This is a genomic window from Serratia sp. NPDC087055 (genome assembly GCF_044900985.1).
In the GTDB taxonomy this organism is placed as follows: Bacteria; Pseudomonadota; Gammaproteobacteria; order Enterobacterales; family Enterobacteriaceae; genus Serratia.
Genome location: NZ_JBJDOG010000004.1, coordinates 202,772 through 223,323, shown reverse-complemented (window position 1 = coordinate 223,323; position 20,552 = coordinate 202,772). Strand labels below are relative to the sequence as shown.

18 protein-coding genes are annotated in these 20,552 nt (G+C 57.0%); 12 read left to right on the top strand and 6 right to left on the bottom strand.

What is annotated here, in order from left to right:
* Positions 1-23 precede the first annotated feature (23 nt).
* Entirely contained in the window at positions 24-1,178 is a 1,155-nt protein-coding gene (locus ACI2J2_RS19190; RefSeq protein ID WP_404760638.1) for a mannitol-1-phosphate 5-dehydrogenase, read from the top strand.
* A gap of 173 nt (positions 1,179-1,351) precedes the next feature.
* On the top strand, positions 1,352-1,903 hold the full coding sequence (locus ACI2J2_RS19185; protein WP_037421127.1) for an MltR family transcriptional regulator: 552 nt from the start codon (positions 1,352-1,354) through the stop codon (positions 1,901-1,903).
* On the opposite strand, the gene ACI2J2_RS19180 is transcribed toward ACI2J2_RS19185, so the two are convergent.
* Positions 1,900-2,508 (bottom strand): LysE family translocator, encoded by a 609-nt coding sequence (locus ACI2J2_RS19180; RefSeq protein ID WP_209638015.1) that lies wholly within the window; start codon positions 2,506-2,508, stop codon positions 1,900-1,902. The two genes, ACI2J2_RS19185 and ACI2J2_RS19180, sit on opposite strands and share 4 nt — an antisense overlap.
* Positions 2,509-2,647: 139 nt before the next feature.
* Between ACI2J2_RS19180 and ACI2J2_RS19175 the strand changes: the two genes are divergently transcribed.
* Positions 2,648-4,114, top strand: a complete 1,467-nt coding sequence (locus tag ACI2J2_RS19175; protein WP_209638013.1) for a PLP-dependent aminotransferase family protein — start codon at positions 2,648-2,650, stop codon at positions 4,112-4,114.
* A gap of 72 nt (positions 4,115-4,186) precedes the next feature.
* Positions 4,187-4,549 carry a YibL family ribosome-associated protein gene (locus ACI2J2_RS19170; RefSeq protein WP_209638011.1) on the top strand — a complete coding sequence of 121 codons (363 nt, stop codon included), beginning with the start codon at positions 4,187-4,189 and terminating at the stop codon, positions 4,547-4,549.
* 107 nt (positions 4,550-4,656) lie between these two features.
* Here the strand turns inward: ACI2J2_RS19170 and ACI2J2_RS19165 are convergent, their stop codons facing one another.
* The 5 genes from ACI2J2_RS19165 to fdhD all read right to left on the bottom strand — a co-directional run bounded on the left by ACI2J2_RS19165 (position 4,657) and on the right by fdhD (position 9,932).
* Complete coding sequence (locus ACI2J2_RS19165; RefSeq protein ID WP_265556653.1) at positions 4,657-5,436, bottom strand: class I SAM-dependent methyltransferase; 780 nt, start codon at positions 5,434-5,436, stop codon at positions 4,657-4,659.
* Between the two features lie 111 nt (positions 5,437-5,547).
* A complete protein-coding gene (yiiM, locus tag ACI2J2_RS19160; RefSeq protein ID WP_209638008.1) occupies positions 5,548-6,219 on the bottom strand; it encodes a 6-hydroxyaminopurine reductase in 672 nt (223 codons plus the stop codon).
* A gap of 93 nt (positions 6,220-6,312) precedes the next feature.
* Positions 6,313-8,241, bottom strand: coding sequence for a methyl-accepting chemotaxis protein (locus ACI2J2_RS19155; RefSeq protein WP_404760637.1), 1,929 nt, complete (start codon positions 8,239-8,241; stop codon positions 6,313-6,315).
* A gap of 124 nt (positions 8,242-8,365) precedes the next feature.
* A complete protein-coding gene (gene sodA / locus ACI2J2_RS19150) occupies positions 8,366-8,986 on the bottom strand; it encodes a superoxide dismutase [Mn] (RefSeq protein ID WP_037421110.1) in 621 nt (206 codons plus the stop codon).
* 127 nt (positions 8,987-9,113) lie between these two features.
* The gene (gene fdhD / locus ACI2J2_RS19145) at positions 9,114-9,932 is read right to left on the bottom strand and encodes a formate dehydrogenase accessory sulfurtransferase FdhD (RefSeq protein WP_265556673.1); all 819 of its coding nucleotides are present in this window, start codon (positions 9,930-9,932) and stop codon (positions 9,114-9,116) included.
* Positions 9,933-10,086: 154 nt separating this feature from the next.
* Here fdhD and fdnG point away from each other — a divergent pair, with 154 nt between their 5' ends.
* From fdnG to selB, 8 genes are all read left to right on the top strand, one after another.
* The gene (fdnG, locus tag ACI2J2_RS19140) at positions 10,087-13,134 is read left to right on the top strand and encodes a formate dehydrogenase-N subunit alpha (RefSeq protein ID WP_209638001.1); all 3,048 of its coding nucleotides are present in this window, start codon (positions 10,087-10,089) and stop codon (positions 13,132-13,134) included.
* Positions 13,135-13,146: 12 nt separating this feature from the next.
* Complete coding sequence (fdxH, locus tag ACI2J2_RS19135; RefSeq protein ID WP_209637999.1) at positions 13,147-14,046, top strand: formate dehydrogenase subunit beta; 900 nt, start codon at positions 13,147-13,149, stop codon at positions 14,044-14,046.
* Positions 14,043-14,678 carry a formate dehydrogenase cytochrome b556 subunit gene (gene fdoI / locus ACI2J2_RS19130; protein WP_209637997.1) on the top strand — a complete coding sequence of 212 codons (636 nt, stop codon included), beginning with the start codon at positions 14,043-14,045 and terminating at the stop codon, positions 14,676-14,678. The genes fdxH and fdoI overlap by 4 nt, the downstream gene beginning before the upstream one ends.
* Positions 14,679-15,608 carry a formate dehydrogenase accessory protein FdhE gene (fdhE, locus tag ACI2J2_RS19125; protein WP_209637995.1) on the top strand — a complete coding sequence of 310 codons (930 nt, stop codon included), beginning with the start codon at positions 14,679-14,681 and terminating at the stop codon, positions 15,606-15,608. It abuts the gene before it with no gap.
* A 358-nt stretch (positions 15,609-15,966) separates the two neighbouring features.
* Positions 15,967-16,614, top strand: a complete 648-nt coding sequence (locus ACI2J2_RS19120) for a DcrB-related protein (protein ID WP_209637993.1) — start codon at positions 15,967-15,969, stop codon at positions 16,612-16,614.
* A gap of 34 nt (positions 16,615-16,648) precedes the next feature.
* Positions 16,649-17,254, top strand: a complete 606-nt coding sequence (locus tag ACI2J2_RS19115; RefSeq protein ID WP_209637991.1) for a glutathione S-transferase — start codon at positions 16,649-16,651, stop codon at positions 17,252-17,254.
* A gap of 68 nt (positions 17,255-17,322) precedes the next feature.
* Positions 17,323-18,714 (top strand): L-seryl-tRNA(Sec) selenium transferase, encoded by a 1,392-nt coding sequence (selA, locus tag ACI2J2_RS19110; RefSeq protein WP_404760636.1) that lies wholly within the window; start codon positions 17,323-17,325, stop codon positions 18,712-18,714.
* The gene (gene selB / locus ACI2J2_RS19105; RefSeq protein ID WP_404760635.1) at positions 18,711-20,552 is read left to right on the top strand and encodes a selenocysteine-specific translation elongation factor; all 1,842 of its coding nucleotides are present in this window, start codon (positions 18,711-18,713) and stop codon (positions 20,550-20,552) included. Before selA ends, selB begins: the two co-directional genes overlap by 4 nt.

The window sequence follows — 20,552 nt, the reverse complement described above, 5'->3', positions numbered from 1 at the left end:
TTCGACATTAGAAAGGTAGGACTATGAAAGCATTACATTTCGGTGCGGGAAATATTGGGCGAGGTTTTATCGGCAAGCTGTTGGCGGATGCGCACGCCGAACTGACCTTTGCCGACGTTAACCAGACGGTGCTGGACCTGCTGAACAGCCGTAAAAGCTATCAGGTTCACGTGGTTGGCGAGCAGGCCCGGGTCGAACAGGTCAACAATGTCAGTGCAGTTAACAGCGGCAGTGACGAGGCGGTTGCATTGATCGCCGAAGCGGATATCGTGACCACCGCCGTGGGCCCACAAATCCTGGCTAAAATTGCGGGCACGATCGCCAAAGGGCTTAGCAAACGTCATCAGCAGGGTAACAGCCAACCGCTAAACATCATTGCCTGCGAGAACATGGTGCGTGGCACCAGCCAGTTAAAACAGCACGTGTTCGATGTGTTGCCGCAGGAAGATAAGGCGTGGGTCGAACAGCATGTTGGCTTCGTTGACTCGGCGGTTGACCGTATTGTGCCGCCGGCGGAAGCGGGTAGCAGCGATCCGTTGGAAGTGACGGTAGAAACCTTCAGCGAATGGATTGTTGACCAGACCCAGTTCAAAGGCCAACCACCGGCGATCGCCGGCATGGAACTGACCGATAACCTAATGGCATTTGTTGAGCGCAAGTTGTTTACGCTTAATACCGGCCATGCGATCACGGCTTATCTCGGGCAACAGGCTCGCTTGCTGACGATCCGCGATGCCATTCTCGACCCGGCGATCCGCCGCGTGGTAAAAGGCGCGATGGAAGAGAGCGGTGCCGTGTTGATCAAACGCTACGGCTTCGATGCTGCCAAGCACGCTGCTTACATCGACAAAATCCTCAGCCGTTTTGAGAACCCGTACCTGCATGACGACGTTGAGCGTGTGGGCCGTCAGCCGCTGCGTAAATTGAGTGCCGGCGACCGTCTGATCAAACCGTTACTCGGTACGCTGGAATATGGCTTACCGCATGCCAATCTGATTCAGGGCATTGCTGCCGCGATGAGCTACCGCAGCGAACAGGATCCGCAGGCCAAAGAGCTGGTAGAACTGTTGGCCGAGTTGGGGCCAAAAGCCGCGCTGGCGCAAATTTCCGGTCTGCAGGCTGAAAGTGAGGTTGTAGAACAGGCCATTGCTGTGTATAACGCCATGCAGCGCCAATAGGCTATTTTACTTGCCATTTTACGGTTGGGCAGTGCTCGAATTCCTCACGTACTACGTGTACGCTCCGGATTCTGCGCGCTGTCCGCTCGCAAACTGGCTGCGACAATAACGCCTATGGTATTAAATTAGTGACCGATACAGCATACCCCTCCCACGCCATTCGAAAAGCGACGATGGAAGAAGCACAGGCATTTGAAAATAAGGTTCTGGAAAGGCTGAACGCTGGCAAGACGGTGCGCAGTTTTCTGATCGCAGCGGTAGAGCTGTTGGCAGAAGCGCTCAACGTGCTGGTGGTGCAGGTGTTCCGTAAGGACGACTATGCGGTGAAGTATGCCGTCGAACCACTATTGTCCGGTGCGGGCCCGCTGGGTGAACTGTCGGTGCGTCTGAAGCTGATGTATGGGCTGGGCGTGATCTCTCGCCATGAGTACGAAGACGCCGAGCTGCTGATGGCAATGCGTGAAGAGCTGAACCACGACGGCTCGGAATACCGTTTTGTCGATGATGAAATCCTCGGGCCCTTCGGCGAACTGCACTGCGTGGCTGCGCTGCCGCCGGTACCGACCTTCCTGCAGCCCGGCGAAGCGGAAGAATCGCTGATCGCCATGCAGCGTCAGCGATACCAGCAGGTGTTGCGCTCTACTATGGTGCTGTCGGTGACCGATCTGATCGCCGGTATCGGTGCCAAACAACCCTCCCGGCTTTCACCTCTCGGTCGCAGTTAAGCAAAGGCCGCACGCCACTCGTCGAATAACAGCCACAGCGCCGTGGCTGCCATCAATCCTGCCATTACGCCATTGAACAACCGCAGTTTCCAGGTCACTCGTAGCGCATCACGCAGACGATCGCCCAATATCGCCCACACCAATACGCAAGGAATGTTCAATGCGGTAAAACCGGCAATGATCATCAGCGTGTGGCTGAGGCTGGTCCCTTCGCGTGGGGTGAAGAGAATAGCCACGTTAATTGCCATCAGCCAGGCCTTAGGGTTTACCGCCTGGAACAGGGCGCCGTTGATTAAGCGCATCGGTTGCGCCTGTTGTTTGCCGTCCGGTGACGCGGCCTGGAATAATTTCCATGATAGCCAGAGTAGATAGGTACAGCCGATCACCGCCAGCGGAAAGCGAATCATACCGGCCCAACTCAGGATGAGCGCCAGCAGGGTGGTGGTCAGGGCCAGCTGCACCGCGCAACCGACGCTAATGCCAAATACCATCGGCAGCGTGCGGCGCAGGCCAAAGTTCACTCCGGACGATGCCAGCAGCAGGTTGTTGGGACCCGGCGTAATCGACATAACGGTGACATAACTGATAAAGGCTGAGTCCAACATAACGGGTTCCTTAAAGGGGACGGGAGCAAAGGAACCAGCATAAAACCTGCGGACGGATGGTGACAGAACCAGAAACAAGCTATTGTCATGGGTACAGTTTCTGCAATATGAAACTGTACCCATTGCCTGGAGACAAACTGTGACCCTGCTCGATGAAATACCGGAAACGCGCTACCAGCAACTGGCGGATACGCTGGCGGAAGCCATACGCCGCGGTACCTTGCTGCCCGGCAGCCGTTTACCTTCGGTGCGCCGCTGCGCGCAGACCCATAACGTCAGTATCAACACCGTGGTGGCGGCTTACCGCACATTGGAAGATCGCGGGTTGATAGAGGCACGACCGCAGTCGGGCTTTTATGTCTGCAACACCCTACCGGCGTTAAAGGCGGCCTCGCCGACCAGTAACCGCATAGAGCCTCCGGCGGACGATGTGCTGGCGTTGATCGACACCGTGTTTGCCGCCCAGCAGAATCCGGCCTTCACCAACCTTTCGCTTGCCTGTCCCCAAACCTCAGATTTTTATCCCGGCGGCAAGTTGGGGCGGATGCTGTCGTCGCAACTGCGCCGTCAGCCAAACCTGATCGGGCAGTACGCGCTGCCGCCGGGGAGCCTGCGGCTGCGCCAGCAGATCACACGGCGTTCGATGGCGCTGGGCATGTTGCTGGAGCCAAACGACATCACGCTGACGCACGGCTGTATGGAAGCGCTGCAGCTGGCGCTGCGGGTGACGACCAAGCCGGGGGACTGCGTCGGGCTGGAGTCGCCGACCTATTTTTACCTGTTGCCGTTGCTGGCCAGTCTGGGGCTAAAGGCGTTGGAAATCCCAACCGATCCGCAACACGGGCTGTCGCTTGACGCGCTGGAACTGCTGCTGAACGAGAAGCGGCTGAACGCGGTCATTGCCATGCCGACGGTACAGAATCCGCTAGGCTGCACCATGCCGCTGGCGGCGAAAAAACGCCTGGCGCGGCTGATGAACGATCATCAGGTACCGCTCATTGAGGATGGGTTATACGCGGAGATCCAGTTCGGGGGGGCACTTTCTCCCGCGGTGAAGTCTTTCGATCGTGGTGGCTGGGTGCTGTTTTGTTCCAGCTTTACCAAGACGCTGGCTCCGGATTTCCGCATCGGCTGGATTAGCGGTGGGCGTTTCAACGACGCGTTGCGCAAACTGAAGGCGGTATCGTCGATGTCCGAGTCACAGTTACTGTCGGAAACGTTGGCGATGTTCCTGGAAACCGGCGGCTACGATCATCATCTGCGTAACCTGCGCAAACGCTACGCAGCCCAGGTGGATGAGGCACGGGCGTTGATCGCACGTCACTTCCCGCAGGGGACTCGAGCCACGCAGCCTGCAGGCGGCTTTGTCTTTTGGGTAGAATTCCCGAGCGGGGTCGACAGCGTGGCACTGTTCCACCAGTTACTGGAGGAGCAGATCTGTCTGACGCCGGGTACGCTGTACTCTCCCAGCGGTCGTTACCGCAATGCGCTGCGACTCTCCTGTTGTTATCCGTTTAATGCACGTTACAGCCAGGCGTTGGCGCGTGTCGGTGCCAAAGCCTGCGAGATGAGCGGCCTGCCGCCGGGCATTGCGCAAGACGGGTAACCACGCGCGCATTTTGCTACAATGTGGGCATCATTGATTAGCGTGCCGTACAGGCACAACAGGCCAGACACCATGAAAGAGATAGAAAAGGCAGAGATTAAGCGCCTTAGCGACCTGCTGGACGCACTGAACCACAAAGACACCCTGGTGATCCAACAGGGTAATCTTGATTTGATTGCGCAGCACACCAAAGAAAAAGAGAAGCTGGCAGCGGAAATCGAACGTTTGAAAGGCGTTCGCGTTGAGAAGCTGAGTGCAGAAGCGCAAAAGCTGAACCAATTGCCGTTCAGCCGTGAAATCACCAAGAAAGAACAGGCGGATATGGGCACGTTGAAGAAAAACGTGCGCGGCCTGATCGTGGTGCATCCGATGACTGCGCTGGGCCGTGAGATGGGCCTGAAAGTGGTCACCGGTTACGCCAAAAAAGCCTTCTGATCGTCGGTACCCGTCATCACTGACGTTGAATTCCCCGTCACTGACTTGAGTCTGTGACGGGAGTTCTTGCCGCAACGCCGATTATTTTGGCTATGTGGTGCCCAGCGTTATAGCTTGGTGGTGAAATACGCCTTGGTCTGATAGGGCACAGTGACGGTTTCTCTGCCTTGCAACTCCCCCTCTTCTGCCACCAATTGCCGAATCTGATCGATCACCTGTTCTTGCTGTTGCCGCGGCAACGCGGCGATAAAGCTGGTGGAACGCACCCGGTTATAAATCACATCCTCTATCGCGCCTTGATGGCCAAGCATAAATACCTGTTCTTGTAGCGCATCCAGCCCTTTGAACGGGAAAAGTTTACGCCATTCGCCGGTGTAAAAACGCGGTGCGTCGCCTTCGTGGCGGTCGACAATCTGATTCAGCTTACGTACCCAGCTCACGCGAGCATCACGCATATTCCACACCAAACCAAGCTTGCCACCGGGCTTGAGGATACGTTGGATCTCGGCCAACGCCTTCGGCGTGGCAAACCAATGGAAAGACTGCGCGCAGACCACTGCGTCAACCGACTCATCCGGCAGCGGGATCGACTCGGCCGTGCCCGCCAATGTCTTCACCTGCGGCAGCGCTGCCGAGAGTTTTTCCAGCATCTGTGCCACGGGTTCAACGGCGATGACCTGTGCCCCCGTTTCCAGTAAGCGTGGGGTGAACTTGCCGGTGCCGGCCCCAAGATCGATCACCGTCATACCTGCATGAAGGCCGATGGTATCGCGCAGCCAGGCAGCGATCTCCGGTGGATAATCCGGCCGTCCTTTAACGTAACGATCGGCGTTGGCCTGGTAACCCGCGGCTGCGGCATGGTGGATCGGATGAGACGAGGTGTTCATAACGTTGCTCCTGCCTGAAAGAGGTTGTCGGAACGACCGACGCTGAACAGTATAGGCGGATGAAAAGGGGTGGCGCAGCATGCCGCGCCACGTTTATTCCCAACAACCTATTTAGCGGCCCAACAAACGGCGATTAAAGTCTTCGAGACGGCCTTCGGTGATACGCGTGAGCATGGTTTTGCTCCAACTGGCAGATAGCCCAGCAACGGCCAGCAGGCGGCGATATTGTTCTTCATCAAACGGCATATGCCAGGCGATGCTAATGGCTTCGGCGACAGAAACATCACTGTTGCGCATGACCCGTTCCAGCGGATGATCGCCGCTGACTTTACCGGCAGACACCACGCGGTACAGCCAGCCACACCGGCCACTTTGCTGCATCAGCACTGAAATGTCATCGATATCAAAATGGTAGTTGAGCTTGAAGCAGGGGGAGCGTGGCTGGGTGACCTGGATCAGCGCTTCGCCCCAGCGGAAGATGTCACCCATAAACACGTTGTGTTCGGTCAGCCCCAGGGTAGAGATATTCTCGCCAAAAGCGGGTGCGCTGAACTGTTCGGCCTGCGCCGGGAACTGTTCACGCCAGTGGTCATAATGCTCACGTGGATAGTGGCACAGCGCGCGGTCTGGCCCGCCGTGATAACTTTTCTCCGCCTGTTCGTCGCCTTCCAGGCCAAGCGGGGTCAGCTTGACTGCACCGTCCACCAAGCGCTTGGCGATGCCGCTAGGCCGCCCGCCTTCATAGGGTTGGACAGTGCCGATATAAACCTCAGGTTGATGCATATGCGCCTCCATGTCTCGCGTCGATGGACAAGCATAGCCTGAGTTGGTAGAGGGGAACAATAACCCGCCCGAGAGGTTTCGGGCGGGAGATAATTAGAACGTAGTCCAGTTGTCTTGTGCGTCGGTATGGGGGGCAGGTTGTTTACTGGTTGAGGCTTTCGGTGCTGAGGTTCTCACCGCAACAGGTGCCTGCTGCTCCGCCAAACGGAACACCGACACGCTTTGCAGCAGCATTTCCGCCTGTTCTTCCAGGGAGTCGGCAGCGGCAGCAGATTCTTCCACCAACGCGGCGTTCTGCTGGGTGGTGTGATCCATTTCGACGATTGCCTGGCCGATTTGGGCGATGCCGCGGGTTTGCTCGTCGGAGGCTGCGGCGATTTCCGCCATAATGTCACGCACATGGGTAACCGACAGGACAATTTGTTCCATGGTATTGCCGGTGTTTTCCACCAGGGTGGTACCGGTCTGTACCCGACTGACGGATTCGGTAATCAGCCCTTCGATCTCTTTCGCTGCCTGGGCGCTGCGCTGTGCCAGATTACGGACCTCGCTGGCCACTACCGAGAAGCCGCGGCCTTGCTCCCCGGCGCGCGCGGCTTCTACTGCCGCGTTAAGCGCCAGAATATTGGTCTGGAAAGCAATGCCGTTGATCAGGGTGGTAATTTCGGCGATTCGCTGCGAACTGCTGGAAATGTCGCGCATCGTGCTGACCACGTTCTCGACCAGCTTGCCGCCCTGCTGGGCCGTTTGTGACGCATCGGTGGCCAGCTGATTGGCGTGGTGGGCGTTTTCGGCGTTTTGTTTCACCGTAGCGGTCAGTTGCTCCATGCTGGCGGCCGTCTCTTCCACTGCGGCAGCCTGTTGTTCAGTACGTGAGGACAAATCGGTATTACCCGCGGCAATCTCTGCGGCGGCGGTGGACACCTGGCTGACCCCCATCTGGATTTTCTCAATCATATCGCGCAGGTTTTGGCTCATGGCCGCGACGGCGTTCAGTAACTGGCCCAGTTCATCACGACGGGTGCTGGTCTGTGCCTGTCGCAGATCGCCACTGGCGATGCGTTCCGCCAGCGCGAGAGTGCTTTGCAACGGCCGGGTGATCTGCAATGTGATACGCCAGGCAACCAGCAAGCCGACGATGATGGCAATCAGCGTGGTAATGCCCATTTGCATCTGTGCCGAATTGATGTCGTTATGGGTTTGCGTCAATTCATCCTGTAAGAAGGCGTTGACCAGTGTGCCGACTTCCTGCGCACTGTTGCCCAGGCGTTGGCTGATTAACTGTTCCTGTTGATAGGCCGGCAGGTAGGCTTCAATGCGGTTTTTATAGTCGTCGAGAGCGGTCAGCAAGGGTTGCAGCAGAGGACGTTGGGCGTCGCTGAGCCGTCGGCTCAGCGCATTTGCGGCGCTACGTGCGTCGTCAATTGCTGCGATCAGCGGTGCTTCGGATTCGGCGCTCAGGCTCAGTAACAGGCCGCGAGCCCCGTAGCGCACCAGCGTCAGCTTCTGGTTCAACTGAATAAAGGCCAGTTGCAGGTCACCATTAGTGAGTTGGCGCTCCACCTGGTTCAGGTTGTCCTGCACTTCCGACATGTTCCAGCTTTGGCGCACGGCATCTTTCGCCGCCACCGCCTTTTCGAAGGCGTTTTGCTGCTGCTGGTATTGGCTGATCAGCACGACCAAACGCTGAAGGTCTTTTTTGCTCTGAGGATCCCAATTCAGGTTCTGGCCCTGGTTGATCAGCTTCACCGCATTTTCGATGCTGGTGCGGTTATTGTTGAGGTATTCCGGTTTGTAGGTTTGCCCGAAGAGCGCACGGTTATATTTGGCCTGATTGATTTCGTCGTTCAGACGATTGCTAAAATCGATGCGATAGGCCCGTGATTCAATGATATGGAGATACTGTGCGCCAGTACCGGCGATGATTGCGGTCAGCAACAGCATGAGACCAAATCCGAGACCGAGCTTTTTACCGACGGTGAGATGAACGAACTTTCCTGCCAATGTTTGCAATGCCGCCATAATGATTTTCCTTTCCGGGCGAACGTCAATTGAACAAACCATCGGCAAAGAGCGGTCAAACTTTAGCGAATTTTGGTCAAAAAAATACCCGCATTAAGCGGGTATCTTTATTGCCGGGTGCGAATTACTTCTTCGCAGCGAAGCGTGCAGCGGCTTCATCCCAGTTAACCACGTTCCAGAATGCTTTGATGTAGTCTGGACGTTTGTTTTGATATTTCAGGTAGTAAGCGTGTTCCCACACGTCCAGGCCCACGATTGGGAAACCTGAAGCGCCGGCAACGGCTTCGCCCATCAGCGGGCTGTCTTGGTTAGCGGTAGAGACTACAGCCAGTTTGTCGCCTTTCAGCACCAGCCAAGCCCAACCTGAACCGAAGCGGGTCGCTGCGGCTTTCTCGAACTCTTCCTGGAATTTCTCAACGCTGCCGAAATCACGTTCGATAGCCGCTTTCAGATCGCCACCCAGGGTGGTGCCGATTTTCAGGCCTTTCCAGAACAGGCTGTGGTTAGCGTGACCGCCAGCGTTGTTACGCATGAAGGTGCGCTTGTCAGCAGGCACTTTATCCAGATCCTGGATCAGTTCTTCAACGCTGTATTGAGCCAGTTCTGGGTAAGCTTCCAGCACGGTGTTGGCGTTGTTAACGTAAGTCTGGTGGTGTTTGGTGTGATGGATTTCCATCGTCTGCTTGTCGAAATGCGGTTCCAGTGCGTCGTAGGCGTACGGCAGGGATGGCAGTGAGTAACTCATAATCATCATCTCCAAGGGTATATGGGCGGCGCATTATGTGAGCACCGCGTAAGCAGTCGGATCATTATAGTTATTTAAATGATATTGAAAATGATTATCAATGCCCTACTTATTGTGTGGCTTTAGCCTAATCAACAATGCGCTGCGGGTGGGTAAACACCGTGGCACGGCCGGGTTTACTGAAGCCGACCAACGTGAGGTTGCTGCGTTCGGCGATCTCCACGGCTAATGAAGTGGCCGCCGACACCACGAACAAAATCTCCACGCCACACATCGCAGCCTTCTGCACCATTTCATAGCTGGCACGGCTGGACGTTAATACCGCGCCCTGCTGCCAACCCTGTTGTGCACGGACGCCGAGCAGTTTATCCAGGGCAACATGACGGCCGACGTCTTCACATCCACCGAGCAATTCCCCTTGCGGCGATAACCAGGCGGCGGCATGGGTGCAACCGGTCAGTTGCCCCACTTCCTGCACTTCTCGCAGTTGTTTCAATGCGGAATCAAGATGGGTGAGGGAAAAGCGCTGGGTGAAAGGTAGCGCAGGCAGCGGACGGAAAATATCCGCCAACTGTTCAATACCACATACGCCGCAGCCGGTGCGGCCTGCCATGGCGCGACGGCGTGCCTTCAAACCGGTAAAACGACGGCTGGAGAGCTCTATTTGTACCTCCAACCCGTTACAGGTTTGGTTAATCTCTATACTGTAGATATCGCGTGGTGATTCGATGATGCCTTCCGACAGGGAAAAACCCAGGGCGAATGCCTCCAGATCTTTGGGCGTGCACATCATGACCACGTGAGAGATGCCGTTATAGACCAGCGCAACCGGGACTTCTTCCGCCAGCCAGTCCGGCTGTGCGGTGGCGAGTTGCCCGCGTTGATGAACCTGAGCCTGGGTCACCCCTGTGAGCTGTGTCTCATTTATAAGTTGGTCTGAGTTTATATTGTTCACTTAACTGGCACCTGTTTGTAACAACCACATACACGCTGTGGTAATATTGCCACCGTAAAAACAACAGTAATTTTAGCGCTTCCCGCTTCCAGGGGGAAAGCGCCATTTGAAACAATGTGACAATCGCGAGTGAAAGGAGACCCCCATGCAGGTCAGCAGAAGGCAGTTCTTTAAGATCTGCGCTGGCGGTATGGCAGGAACGACGGTGGCTGCGCTGGGTTTTGCCCCAGAAGTCGCGTTAGCGGAAACCCGGCAGTACAAACTGCTGCGCGCCCGTGAAACCCGTAATACCTGTACGTATTGTTCCGTCGGCTGTGGGCTGTTGATGTACAGCCTTGGTGATGGCGCCAAAAACGCCAAAGAAAGCATTTTCCACATTGAAGGGGACCCGGATCACCCGGTCAACCGCGGCGCGCTTTGCCCGAAAGGCGCGGGTCTGGTCGACTTTATCCACAGTGCAAGCCGTCTTCAGTATCCAGAATACCGTGCGCCAGGCTCTGACAAATGGCAACGCCTCACTTGGGACGACGCCTTCACGCGCATCGCCAAGCTGATGAAAGAAGACCGTGACGCCAATTTTGTGAAAACGAACGAACAGGGCGTGACCGTCAACCGCTGGCTCAGCACCGGCATGTTGTGTGCCTCCGCGTCCAGTAACGAAACCGGGTATTTGACCCAAAAATTTAGTCGCGCTCTCGGCATGCTTGCCGTAGACAACCAAGCACGTGTCTGACACGGACCAACGGTAGCAAGTCTTGCTCCAACATTTGGTCGCGGTGCGATGACCAACCACTGGGTTGATATCAAGAACGCGAATCTGATTATCGTCATGGGCGGTAATGCGGCGGAAGCGCATCCGGTGGGGTTCCGCTGGGCGATGGAAGCCAAAATTCATAATAAAGCCAAGCTGATCGTGATCGATCCGCGCTTTACCCGTACCGCATCGGTGGCGGATTTTTACACGCCTATTCGTTCCGGGACCGACATTGCTTTCCTGTCGGGCGTGTTGCTGTACCTGATGACCAACGACAAAATTAACCGCGAATACGTTCACGCCTACACCAACGCCAGCTTGCTGGTGCGAGAAGACTTCACCTTCGAAGATGGCCTGTTCAGCGGTTACGATGCAGAAAACCGCAAGTACGATAAAACCACCTGGAACTACCAGCTCGATGAAAACGGCTTTGCCAAGCGTGATCTGACGCTGCAGGATCCGCGTTGCGTGTGGAACATGCTGAAACAGCACGTCAGCCGTTATACGCCAGAGGTGGTGAACAACATCTGCGGTACGCCTACCGACGATTTCATCAAGGTGTGCGAATACATTGCCGAAACGTGCGTGGCGGATAAAACCGCGTCGTTCCTGTACGCCCTGGGCTGGACTCAGCACTCGGTCGGCGCACAGAACATTCGCACCATGGCAATGATCCAGCTGTTGCTCGGCAACATGGGTATGGCTGGCGGTGGCGTCAATGCGCTACGTGGCCACTCCAATATCCAGGGGCTGACCGATCTGGGCCTGCTGTCACAGAGCCTGCCAGGCTATATGACATTACCTTCAGAAAAGCAGACCGATATCGACACTTACCTGAAAGCAAACACGCCGAAAGCGGTGTTGCCGGGCCAGGTGAACTACTGGAGCAACTATCCGAAATTCTTCGTCAGCATGATGAAGAGCTTCTACGGTGATAAGGCGCAGAAGGACAACAGTTGGGGCTTTGACTGGTTGCCGAAGTGGGACAAAGGCTACGATGTGTTGCAGTACTTCGAGCTGATGTCACAAGGCAAGGTCAACGGTTACTTCTGCCAGGGCTTCAACCCGGTGGCGTCGTTCCCGAACAAGAACAAGGTGGTGGCGTCGCTGTCAAAACTGAAGTTCCTTGTGACCATTGATCCACTCAATACCGAAACGTCCAACTTCTGGCAGAACCACGGTGAATTTAACGACGTCGATCCGTCGAAGATTCAAACCGAGGTATTCCGTTTGCCGTCCAGCTGCTTCGCCGAAGAAAACGGGTCTATCGTGAATTCCGGGCGCTGGCTGCAATGGCACTGGAAAGGGGCTGATGCCCCAGGTGAAGCGAAGCACGACGGGGAAATCCTGGCGGGCATCTTCATGCGTCTGCGTGAGATGTATGCGCGTGATGGCGGTGCAGTGCCGGAGCAGGTACTGAACATGACCTGGGATTACCTGACGCCGGAAGATCCCGCTTCGGAAGAAGTGGCGATGGAAAGCAACGGCAAGGCATTGGCAGATATCCTCGACGCTGACGGCAAAGTGTTGGCGAAGAAGGGTGAGCAACTCAGTACTTTTGCGCATCTGCGCGATGACGGTACCACTGCCAGCGGCTGTTGGATCTTCGCCGGTAGCTGGACGCAGGCCGGTAACCAGATGGCACGACGTGACAATGCCGATCCGTCTGGCCTCGGCAATACGCTGGGCTGGGCCTGGGCTTGGCCGCTCAATCGCCGCATTCTGTACAACCGTGCTTCGGCCGATCCGCAAGGCAAGCCTTGGGATCCAAAACGTCAGTTGCTGGAGTGGGACGGTGCCAAGTGGGGCGGGGTGGATATCCCGGACTACAGTGCCGCTGCACCAGGCAGTGATGTCGGACCATTCATCATGCAGCCAGAAGGCATGGGCCGCTTGTTTGCCGTCGATAAAATGGCGGAAGGGCCGTTCCCGGAACACTACGAGCCGTTTGAAACGCCGCTCGGCACTAACCCGCTGCACCCGAACGTGGTTTCCAACCCGGCGGCGCGGGTGTTCAAGGACGATCTGGCGGCGATGGGAACCTCCGACAAGTTCCCGTATGTCGGTACGACGTACCGGTTGACCGAACACTTCCACTACTGGACCAAGCATGCGGTGCTAAACGCTATCGCGCAGCCGGAGCAGTTTGTGGAAATTGGCGAGTCGCTGGCGGCGAAAAAAGGCATCCAGCATGGCGATACGGTGAAGGTCAGCTCCAACCGCGGCTTTATCAAGGCCAAGGCTGTAGTGACCAAGCGTATTCGTACCTTGCAGGTGCACGGTCAGGATGTGGACACCATCGGTATCCCGATCCACTGGGGTTACGAAGGGGTGGCGAAGAAAGGCTTTATTGCCAACACGCTGACGCCGTTTGTCGGTGATGCCAATACGCAGACGCCAGAGTTCAAGGCGTTCCTGGTTAACGTGGAAAAGGTGTAACGGAGACGAATTATGGCAATGCAATCTCAAGACATCATTCGTAAATCCGCCACCAATGGCTTCACGCCGGCGCCCCGCGCCCGTGACCACCAGGAAGAAGTGGCTAAACTGATCGATGTCACCACCTGTATCGGCTGTAAGGCCTGTCAGGTGGCTTGTTCCGAATGGAACGACATCCGCGATGAAATCGGTCACAACGTCGGGGTATACGATAACCCCGCCGATCTGACGGCCAAGTCGTGGACGGTGATGCGCTTCTCCGAAGTGGAGGAAAACGGCAAGCTGGAGTGGCTGATCCGCAAAGACGGCTGCATGCACTGTGCCGATCCGGGCTGCCTGAAGGCGTGCCCGTCGGAAGGGGCGATCATCCAGTACGCCAACGGCATTGTCGACTTCCAGTCAGAGCACTGCATCGGCTGTGGTTACTGCATCGCGGGTTGCCCCTTTGATGTGCCGCGCATGAACAAGGACGACAACCGGGTTTACAAATGTACCCTGTGCGTCGATCGCGTTGATGTCGGCCAGGAGCCCGCGTGTGTGAAGACCTGTCCGACCGGTGCCATCCATTTCGGCACCAAGGACGCCATGAAGGAGATCGCCGCCGAACGCGTCAGCGAGCTGAACAGCCGTGGTTATCAGAACGCCGGTCTGTACGATCCGGCAGGCGTAGGCGGCACCCATGTGATGTACGTGCTGCACCATGCCGACAAACCGCAGCTCTATCACGGTTTGCCAGATAACCCGACGATCAGCCCGGCGATCACGTTCTGGAAAGGCGTGTGGAAGCCCCTGGCGGCCATCGGCTTTGCCGCCACCTTTGCGGCCAGCGTGTTCCACTATGTCGGTGTCGGTCCTAACCGCGTCGACGAGGACGAAGACGATGAGCCGCACGATGAGGAGACGCGCAAATGAAGAAGGAAAAGCGTATTCAGCGTTATAGCGCGCCGGAACGAATCAACCATTGGATTGTGGCGTTCTGCTTTGTGTTTGCCGCCATCAGTGGGTTGGGGTTCTTTTTCCCCTCCTTCAACTGGTTGATGAACATTCTCGGTACGCCGCAGTTGGCGCGTATTCTGCACCCCTTTGTTGGGGTGATTATGTTTGCGGCCTTCCTGCTGATGTTCCTGCGTTACTGGAAGCACAATCTGATCAACCGTGAAGACATCGTCTGGGCTAAAAACATCCAAAAAATCGTCATGAACGAGGAAGTGGGTGACACCGGGCGTTATAATTTCGGTCAGAAGTGCGTATTCTGGGCGGCAATCATTAGCCTGGTGCTGCTGTTGGCCAGCGGTGTAGTGATCTGGCGGCCATACTTTGCGCCAGCCTTCCCGATACCGCTGATCCGTATCGCGCTGTTGGTGCATTCGCTGGCGGCGGTGGGTCTTATCATCGTGATTATGGTGCACATTTACGCCGCGCTTTGGGTAAAAGGCACCATTACTGCCATGGTGGAAGGCTGGGTGCCGGCGGCCTGGGCTAAAAAACATCACCCGCGCTGGTACCGAGAGGTCCGCGAGAAACAACAGGAAGACAAACCCTGAATGAGTATCCGCATTGTTCCTAAAGAGCAGCTAGGGGCACAGCGCGAGAAGTCCACAACGGCGGAAACCATCCCGCCGTTACTTTTCGCGAATCTGAAAAGCCTGTATAGCCGCCGCGCTGAACGTCTTCGCACGTTGGCGACTGATAATCCGCTGGGCGACTATCTGAACTTTGCCGCACAGTTGGCTGAAGCGCAGCACCACGCGCTGCATGACAACCCACTACAGCTTGATCTTACCGAAGCCCTGCAGCAAGGGGCCGCCAGCGGCAAACCGCCCTTGGATTTGAGCATTTACCCGCGTAGTGAGCATTGGCACAAGCTGTTGAACTCGCTGATCGCGGAGCTGCGCCCGGAAGCGCCAGAGCATGTTCTGGCGGTGCTGGATAATCTGGAAAAGGCATCGGCACATGAGTTGGAACTGATGGCTCAGGCGCTGCTTAACCAAGAATTCAGCAAAATCGGCAGTGAGAAGGCCCCCTTTATCTGGGCGGCGTTATCGCTCTATTGGGCGCAGATGGCCAGCCAGATCCCGGGCAAGGCACGGGCTGAATATGGTGAGCATCGCCAATTCTGCCCCGTGTGCGGTAGCATCCCGGTAGCCAGTGTTGTGCATATTGGCACCGTCAGCGGTCTGCGCTATTTGCACTGTAACCTGTGTGAAAGCGAGTGGCATGTGGTGCGGATAAAATGCAGCAACTGCGAACAGACCCGCGATCTCAACTACTGGTCGTTGGACAGCGAACTGGCTGCGGTGAAGGCGGAGAGCTGTGGCGACTGCGGCACCTACCTGAAAATTCTTTATCAGGAAAAAGACCCGCAGGTTGAGGCGGTGGCGGACGATTTGGCCACGCTGGTGCTCGATGCCAAAATGGAAGACGAAGGTTTTGCCCGTAGCAGCATCAACCCATTCCTGTTCCCTGGGGAATGATGGCCTCCGGCTACTGCGCTGCGGCATGTTGACCTTGGGCAGTGCCGGCCTCCTCAGATACTGCGTGTACGCTGCGGGGCCTGTGCGCTGTCCGCGCTCACACTGCCGTTGCTCGCTACGCGTCTTCGGCAGTGAACAACAATGATCAATTTCAGACTGGGCTTCTGGCATTCGCCCGGGCGAGTTGCTACGTTTATACCCGTCATACTTGAAGCAGCATCTTTGTTGGCTGCGCCTACTCACCCCTGTCACATAGTTGGCTATGTTCCCGGGGATTTGCAGACTTGCCGCCTCGATGCAGCTCCAATTATTTAAGGTATACGCAATGACGTGCAAAGCGAAAGGAAAGGGACGGACGATGTTGAAGACCATTGCGAAATTCACTGCGGTTGCTGTTGTCGCTATCGGGCTGGCGGCCTGTGACAACAAGGACGATACCAAACCGGCAGTACCAAAACCGGATACCAAACCGACCGTCACGCAACCCGCGCCGCCCCCAGCGGTAGTGGAGACCCAACCGGCCCCGGCTCCCGGGCTGAAAGTCTTGCTGCAAAAAGGCAGTATTAGCTTTGAACTGCCGCCGGGCTTTAGCGATCAGACCAAGAACAGCGGCATCATTAACGACAACAAGTCGACGATTCAACGCTTCCTCGACGGAAAATCGCGCCAAAGTACGGTATCTTCTGAGGTGATCCCGCCTGACGATATGAAGCTCAATACCAGCGATAAAATGCTCAAAGAGCTCACCCAGAGCATTATCACCGAGCTGGGGGATCGCTATCAAAATATCCAGACCACCAAAGAAGAGACGTTTACCGTGGGTAAACAGAAATTCCACCGGGTGGATACTGAGCAGAGCGTCAACGGGCAGAAGGTGGTGTCTACCATCGTGTTAACGGTGTTCAATAAGCGGGTGGTGACATTGCAAATGTTGTCGCCGGCCAAAACGCCGGAGGCGCATCAGGCGCTGGTTCAGCGGATTATCGACTCGCTGGCGGTGAAATAACAACGCTGTGGTTTGCAAGCCGAGGGGAAGACTGATGAAGCTTATAGGCAGTTACACCAGCCCTTTTGTCCGCAAGATTTCCGTGATGCTGCTGGAAAAGGAGATCGCGTTCGAATTTGTTAACGATCCGCCCTATGAGCCCGGCAGCCGGGTAGTGGAGCTAAATCCGCTTGCCAAGGTACCGGTGCTGGTGGCCGATGACGGCGCGGTATTTTACGATTCGCGCGTGATCGCCGAATACCTGGAAACCTTGCCCCTGGCGCCGGCGTTTTTACCTGCCGACCGCATGGCAGCACTGCATATCCGCCAGGTAGAAGCGTTAGCCGATGGCGTGACTGAGGCCGCCGCCACGCTGTTTCGCGAGAGCAAACGGGCATCGGAGAAACAGGACGAAAACTGGATCCTACGGCACCGTGACAAGCTGACACACGGGCTGGATGCGCTGGAAAAACTGGCGCAGGAAAAAAAACGCCTGAATGCCGAGGTGCTGACGCTGGCGGATATAGCGACCGGCTGCGCGCTGGGTTATCTCAATTTTCGCCGTATCATGCCTAACTGGTGCGTTGAGCGCCCTGCGTTGATCAAACTGGCCGAACGCTTGTTTGCCCGCGAAAGCTTTGCCCGCACGATGCCCCCCTGATTTTCTCTCACCCCGCTGCGGCGGGGTTCTGCTTTATGCCGAGACCACAACACTTAAACCGAGCGACCATGAGCACTGAATCCCAGCACCTTTACAGCCAGTTACCCGCCATTGATCGTCTGCTGCGTGACCCCGCGATCGAGCCCTTAGTGGCGCAGCATGGCCAAACGTTGATAAGCGAACTGTTGCGCCAACTGCAATTGCAGGCGCGTGAGACGATAAAACAACAGCAACAGTTACCCGACTGGTGCGGTGACTGGCCGCAGGCGCTTGGCGCCGCGTTGATGCAACGGCAGCGTTCAGCATTGGCGCCCGTGTTTAACCTGAGCGGTACCGTGCTGCACACTAACCTTGGCCGCGCCTTACTGGCGCAACCGGCTATCGAGGCGGTAACGCGCTCGATGGGCTCGGCGGTGACGCTGGAATATGATCTGGATGGTGCCGGGCGTGGGCATCGCGACCGTGCTATTGCAGATGTGCTGTGTCAGCTGACGGGGGCGGAGGATGCCTGCATCGTCAATAACAATGCGGCGGCAGTATTGCTGATGTTGGCGGCGATCGCGCCGGGTAAGCAGGTGGTCGTGTCACGCGGTGAGCTGGTAGAAATTGGCGGGGCTTTCCGTATCCCCGACGTGATGCGTCAGGCAGGCTGCCAGTTGGTCGAAGTGGGCACTACCAACCGCACTCATCTGAAAGACTACCGCAATGCGATTAACGATCAGACTGGCCTGCTGATGAAAGTACATACCAGTAATTACAGTATTCAAGGATTTACCGCTGCGGTAGACGAAGCTGAACTGGCGCAGCTTGGCGCAGAATATGGCCTGCCAACGGCTACCGATCTGGGCAGTGGCTCGCTGATTGATATGGCGCAGTACGGCCTGCCGGCCGAACCTATGCCACAACGGCTGCTGGCGGCCGGGGTGGATCTGGTGACATTTTCCGGCGACAAACTGCTGGGTGGCCCGCAGGCGGGCATTATCTTAGGCAAAAAGGCGCTGATTGCCCGGTTGCAGCAGCACCCACTGAAGCGCGCACTGCGCGTTGGCAAACTGACGCTGGCTGCGCTGGAGGCCACCTTGCGCCTCTATCAGCAACCCGAACTGCTGGCGCAACATCTGCCGACGCTGCGTTTATTGACGCGCCCACAGCAGGCAATGGAAGACGCCGCACAGCGTCTGTTACAGGCGCTCACACCGCAGTTCAGTGCGCAATTCCGCCTGCGAGCCGAACCCTGTTGGTCGCAGATTGGCAGTGGCTCGTTGCCGGTGGATCGGCTACCGAGCTATGCATTGACCTTTGAGCCGCTTGATGGCCGTGGGGCAACCCTGGAGGCATTGGCTGAGCGTTGGCGCCGTCTGCCGCAGCCGGTGATTGGCCGGATTAACGACGGCAGGCTCTGGCTGGATCTACGCTGTCTGGAGCAGGAAGACGCATTGATTGAGGCGCTGAGCGCATGATTATTGCCACCGCCGGCCATGTCGATCATGGCAAAACCACCCTGTTACAGGCGATCTCCGGGATCAACGCAGATCGCCTGCCGGAAGAAAAACGCCGTGGCATGACCATAGATCTGGGCTATGCCTACTGGCCACAGCCTGATGGCCGAGTGTTGGGTTTTATCGACGTGCCTGGCCATGAAAAATTCCTCGCCAATATGCTGGCGGGCGTTGGCGGCATCGATCATGCCTTATTGGTGGTGGCCTGCGACGATGGCGTGATGGCACAAACCCGAGAACATTTGGCTATCCTGCGTTTGAGCGGGCGCCCGGCATTGACGGTGGTACTCACCAAGGCCGATCGAGTAGATGACGCGCGTGTTGATGACGTGCGGCGGCAGATTGACGACGAGCTGACGCGGCAGGGCTGGCCTCAAACACCCCTGTTCGTGACGGCTGCACAACAGGCTCGGGGTATCGACGCATTACGTACGCACCTGCTGGCGTTGCAACCTGATGAACACGCGTTAACGCGCCGCTTCCGCCTGGCGGTGGATCGCGCGTTCAGCGTGAAAGGCGCAGGTTTGGTGGTGACAGGCACCGCGTTGGGGGGGCAGGTCGCGGTGGGCGATACCTTGTGGCTGACGGGCGCAGATGCCCCCGTGCGGGTACGCGGCTTGCACGCCCAAAACCAATCGGTTGAGCAGGCGCAGGCCGGGCAGCGTATCGCATTAAACATCAGCGGTGATATCAGTAAAGAACAGGTGGCGCGCGGTGACTGGCTGCTGGCCAAGAAACCGCGGGTGGCCACCGAGCGTATTCTTGTCGCGTTGGATGCCGACCAGCCGATACGGCACTGGCAGCCTTTGCATTTGCATCATGCTGCCAGCCATATCACCGGGCGGATTTCTCTGCTGAATGAGACGTTGGCGGAGCTTATCCTCGATCGCCCGCTGTGGTTGGCGGAAAACGACCGGCTGGTGCTGCGGGATATTGGCGCACGCCAGACACTGGGCGGCGCAAGGGTGTTGAGTTTGACGACGCCGAAGCGTGGCAAGCGCCAACCGGAATATCTGGCCTGGCTGGCATCACTGGCGCAGGCTGACAACGACCGGCAAGCCTTGGCACTGCATCTGCCCAATGGGGCGCTGGATCTGGCGGCGTTTGCCTGGGCACGGCAGCTCACCGACAGCGAGCTGGCAGCGATGTTGGCGGGCCACGAGCTGCTGATTGCCGGCGATATGGCGCTAGCGCAGGAGAATGCGCTGCAGAGCCAACAGAGGTTGTTGCAGGTATTGGCTGAGTATCACCAACAGCATGCCGATCAACTCGGCCTCGGGCGTGCCCGGCTGCGGCGTATGGCTCTGCCACAGCTCTCTGAACCACTGGTATTTATGATGATCGATCGGCTGTTGTCAGCCGGGTTGATCATTAATACGCGAGGCTGGTTGCACTTGCCGGAGCATGGCCTGGCGTTCAGTGCAGAAGAACAGACACTGTGGGCACGTATCGACCCCCTGTTCGGCGACGAGGCCTGGTGGGTGCGCGATCTGGCTGCTGAGTTGGGCGAGGACGAGGCGCGCGTGCGGGCGACATTGCGTAAAGCCGCACAGTTAGGCCAGGTTACGGCGGTGGTGGTGGATCGGTACTATTCAAGTCGGCGTATTGAACAGTTTGCCGCGTTGATTCGTGAGCTGGATGCGGCGCAGGGCAGTGCGAACGCGGCGGACTTCCGCGATCGGCTCGGCGTCGGCCGCAAGCTGGCCATTCAGGTATTGGAATTCTTCGATCGCAGCGGTTTTACCCGCCGCAAGGGTAACCAGCATCTGCTGCGAGATGCTGGTCTTTTTGGCGGGTAA

What these genes read in the sequence shown, in the direction of transcription:
- ACI2J2_RS19190 (WP_404760638.1), top strand. Translation starts at nt 24, where the DNA reads ATGAAAGCATTACATTTCGGTGCGGGAAATATTGGGCGAGGTTTTATC.
- ACI2J2_RS19185 (WP_037421127.1), top strand. Translation starts at nt 1,352, where the DNA reads ATGGAAGAAGCACAGGCATTTGAAAATAAGGTTCTGGAAAGGCTGAAC.
- ACI2J2_RS19180 (WP_209638015.1), bottom strand. Translation starts at nt 2,508, where the DNA reads ATGTTGGACTCAGCCTTTATCAGTTATGTCACCGTTATGTCGATTACG.
- ACI2J2_RS19170 (WP_209638011.1), top strand. Translation starts at nt 4,187, where the DNA reads ATGAAAGAGATAGAAAAGGCAGAGATTAAGCGCCTTAGCGACCTGCTG.
- ACI2J2_RS19165 (WP_265556653.1), bottom strand. Translation starts at nt 5,436, where the DNA reads ATGAACACCTCGTCTCATCCGATCCACCATGCCGCAGCCGCGGGTTAC.
- yiiM (WP_209638008.1), bottom strand. Translation starts at nt 6,219, where the DNA reads ATGCATCAACCTGAGGTTTATATCGGCACTGTCCAACCCTATGAAGGC.
- ACI2J2_RS19155 (WP_404760637.1), bottom strand. Translation starts at nt 8,241, where the DNA reads ATGGCGGCATTGCAAACATTGGCAGGAAAGTTCGTTCATCTCACCGTC.
- sodA (WP_037421110.1), bottom strand. Translation starts at nt 8,986, where the DNA reads ATGAGTTACTCACTGCCATCCCTGCCGTACGCCTACGACGCACTGGAA.
- fdxH (WP_209637999.1), top strand. Translation starts at nt 13,147, where the DNA reads ATGGCAATGCAATCTCAAGACATCATTCGTAAATCCGCCACCAATGGC.
- fdoI (WP_209637997.1), top strand. Translation starts at nt 14,043, where the DNA reads ATGAAGAAGGAAAAGCGTATTCAGCGTTATAGCGCGCCGGAACGAATC.
- fdhE (WP_209637995.1), top strand. Translation starts at nt 14,679, where the DNA reads ATGAGTATCCGCATTGTTCCTAAAGAGCAGCTAGGGGCACAGCGCGAG.
- ACI2J2_RS19120 (WP_209637993.1), top strand. Translation starts at nt 15,967, where the DNA reads ATGTTGAAGACCATTGCGAAATTCACTGCGGTTGCTGTTGTCGCTATC.
- ACI2J2_RS19115 (WP_209637991.1), top strand. Translation starts at nt 16,649, where the DNA reads ATGAAGCTTATAGGCAGTTACACCAGCCCTTTTGTCCGCAAGATTTCC.
- selA (WP_404760636.1), top strand. Translation starts at nt 17,323, where the DNA reads ATGAGCACTGAATCCCAGCACCTTTACAGCCAGTTACCCGCCATTGAT.
- selB (WP_404760635.1), top strand. Translation starts at nt 18,711, where the DNA reads ATGATTATTGCCACCGCCGGCCATGTCGATCATGGCAAAACCACCCTG.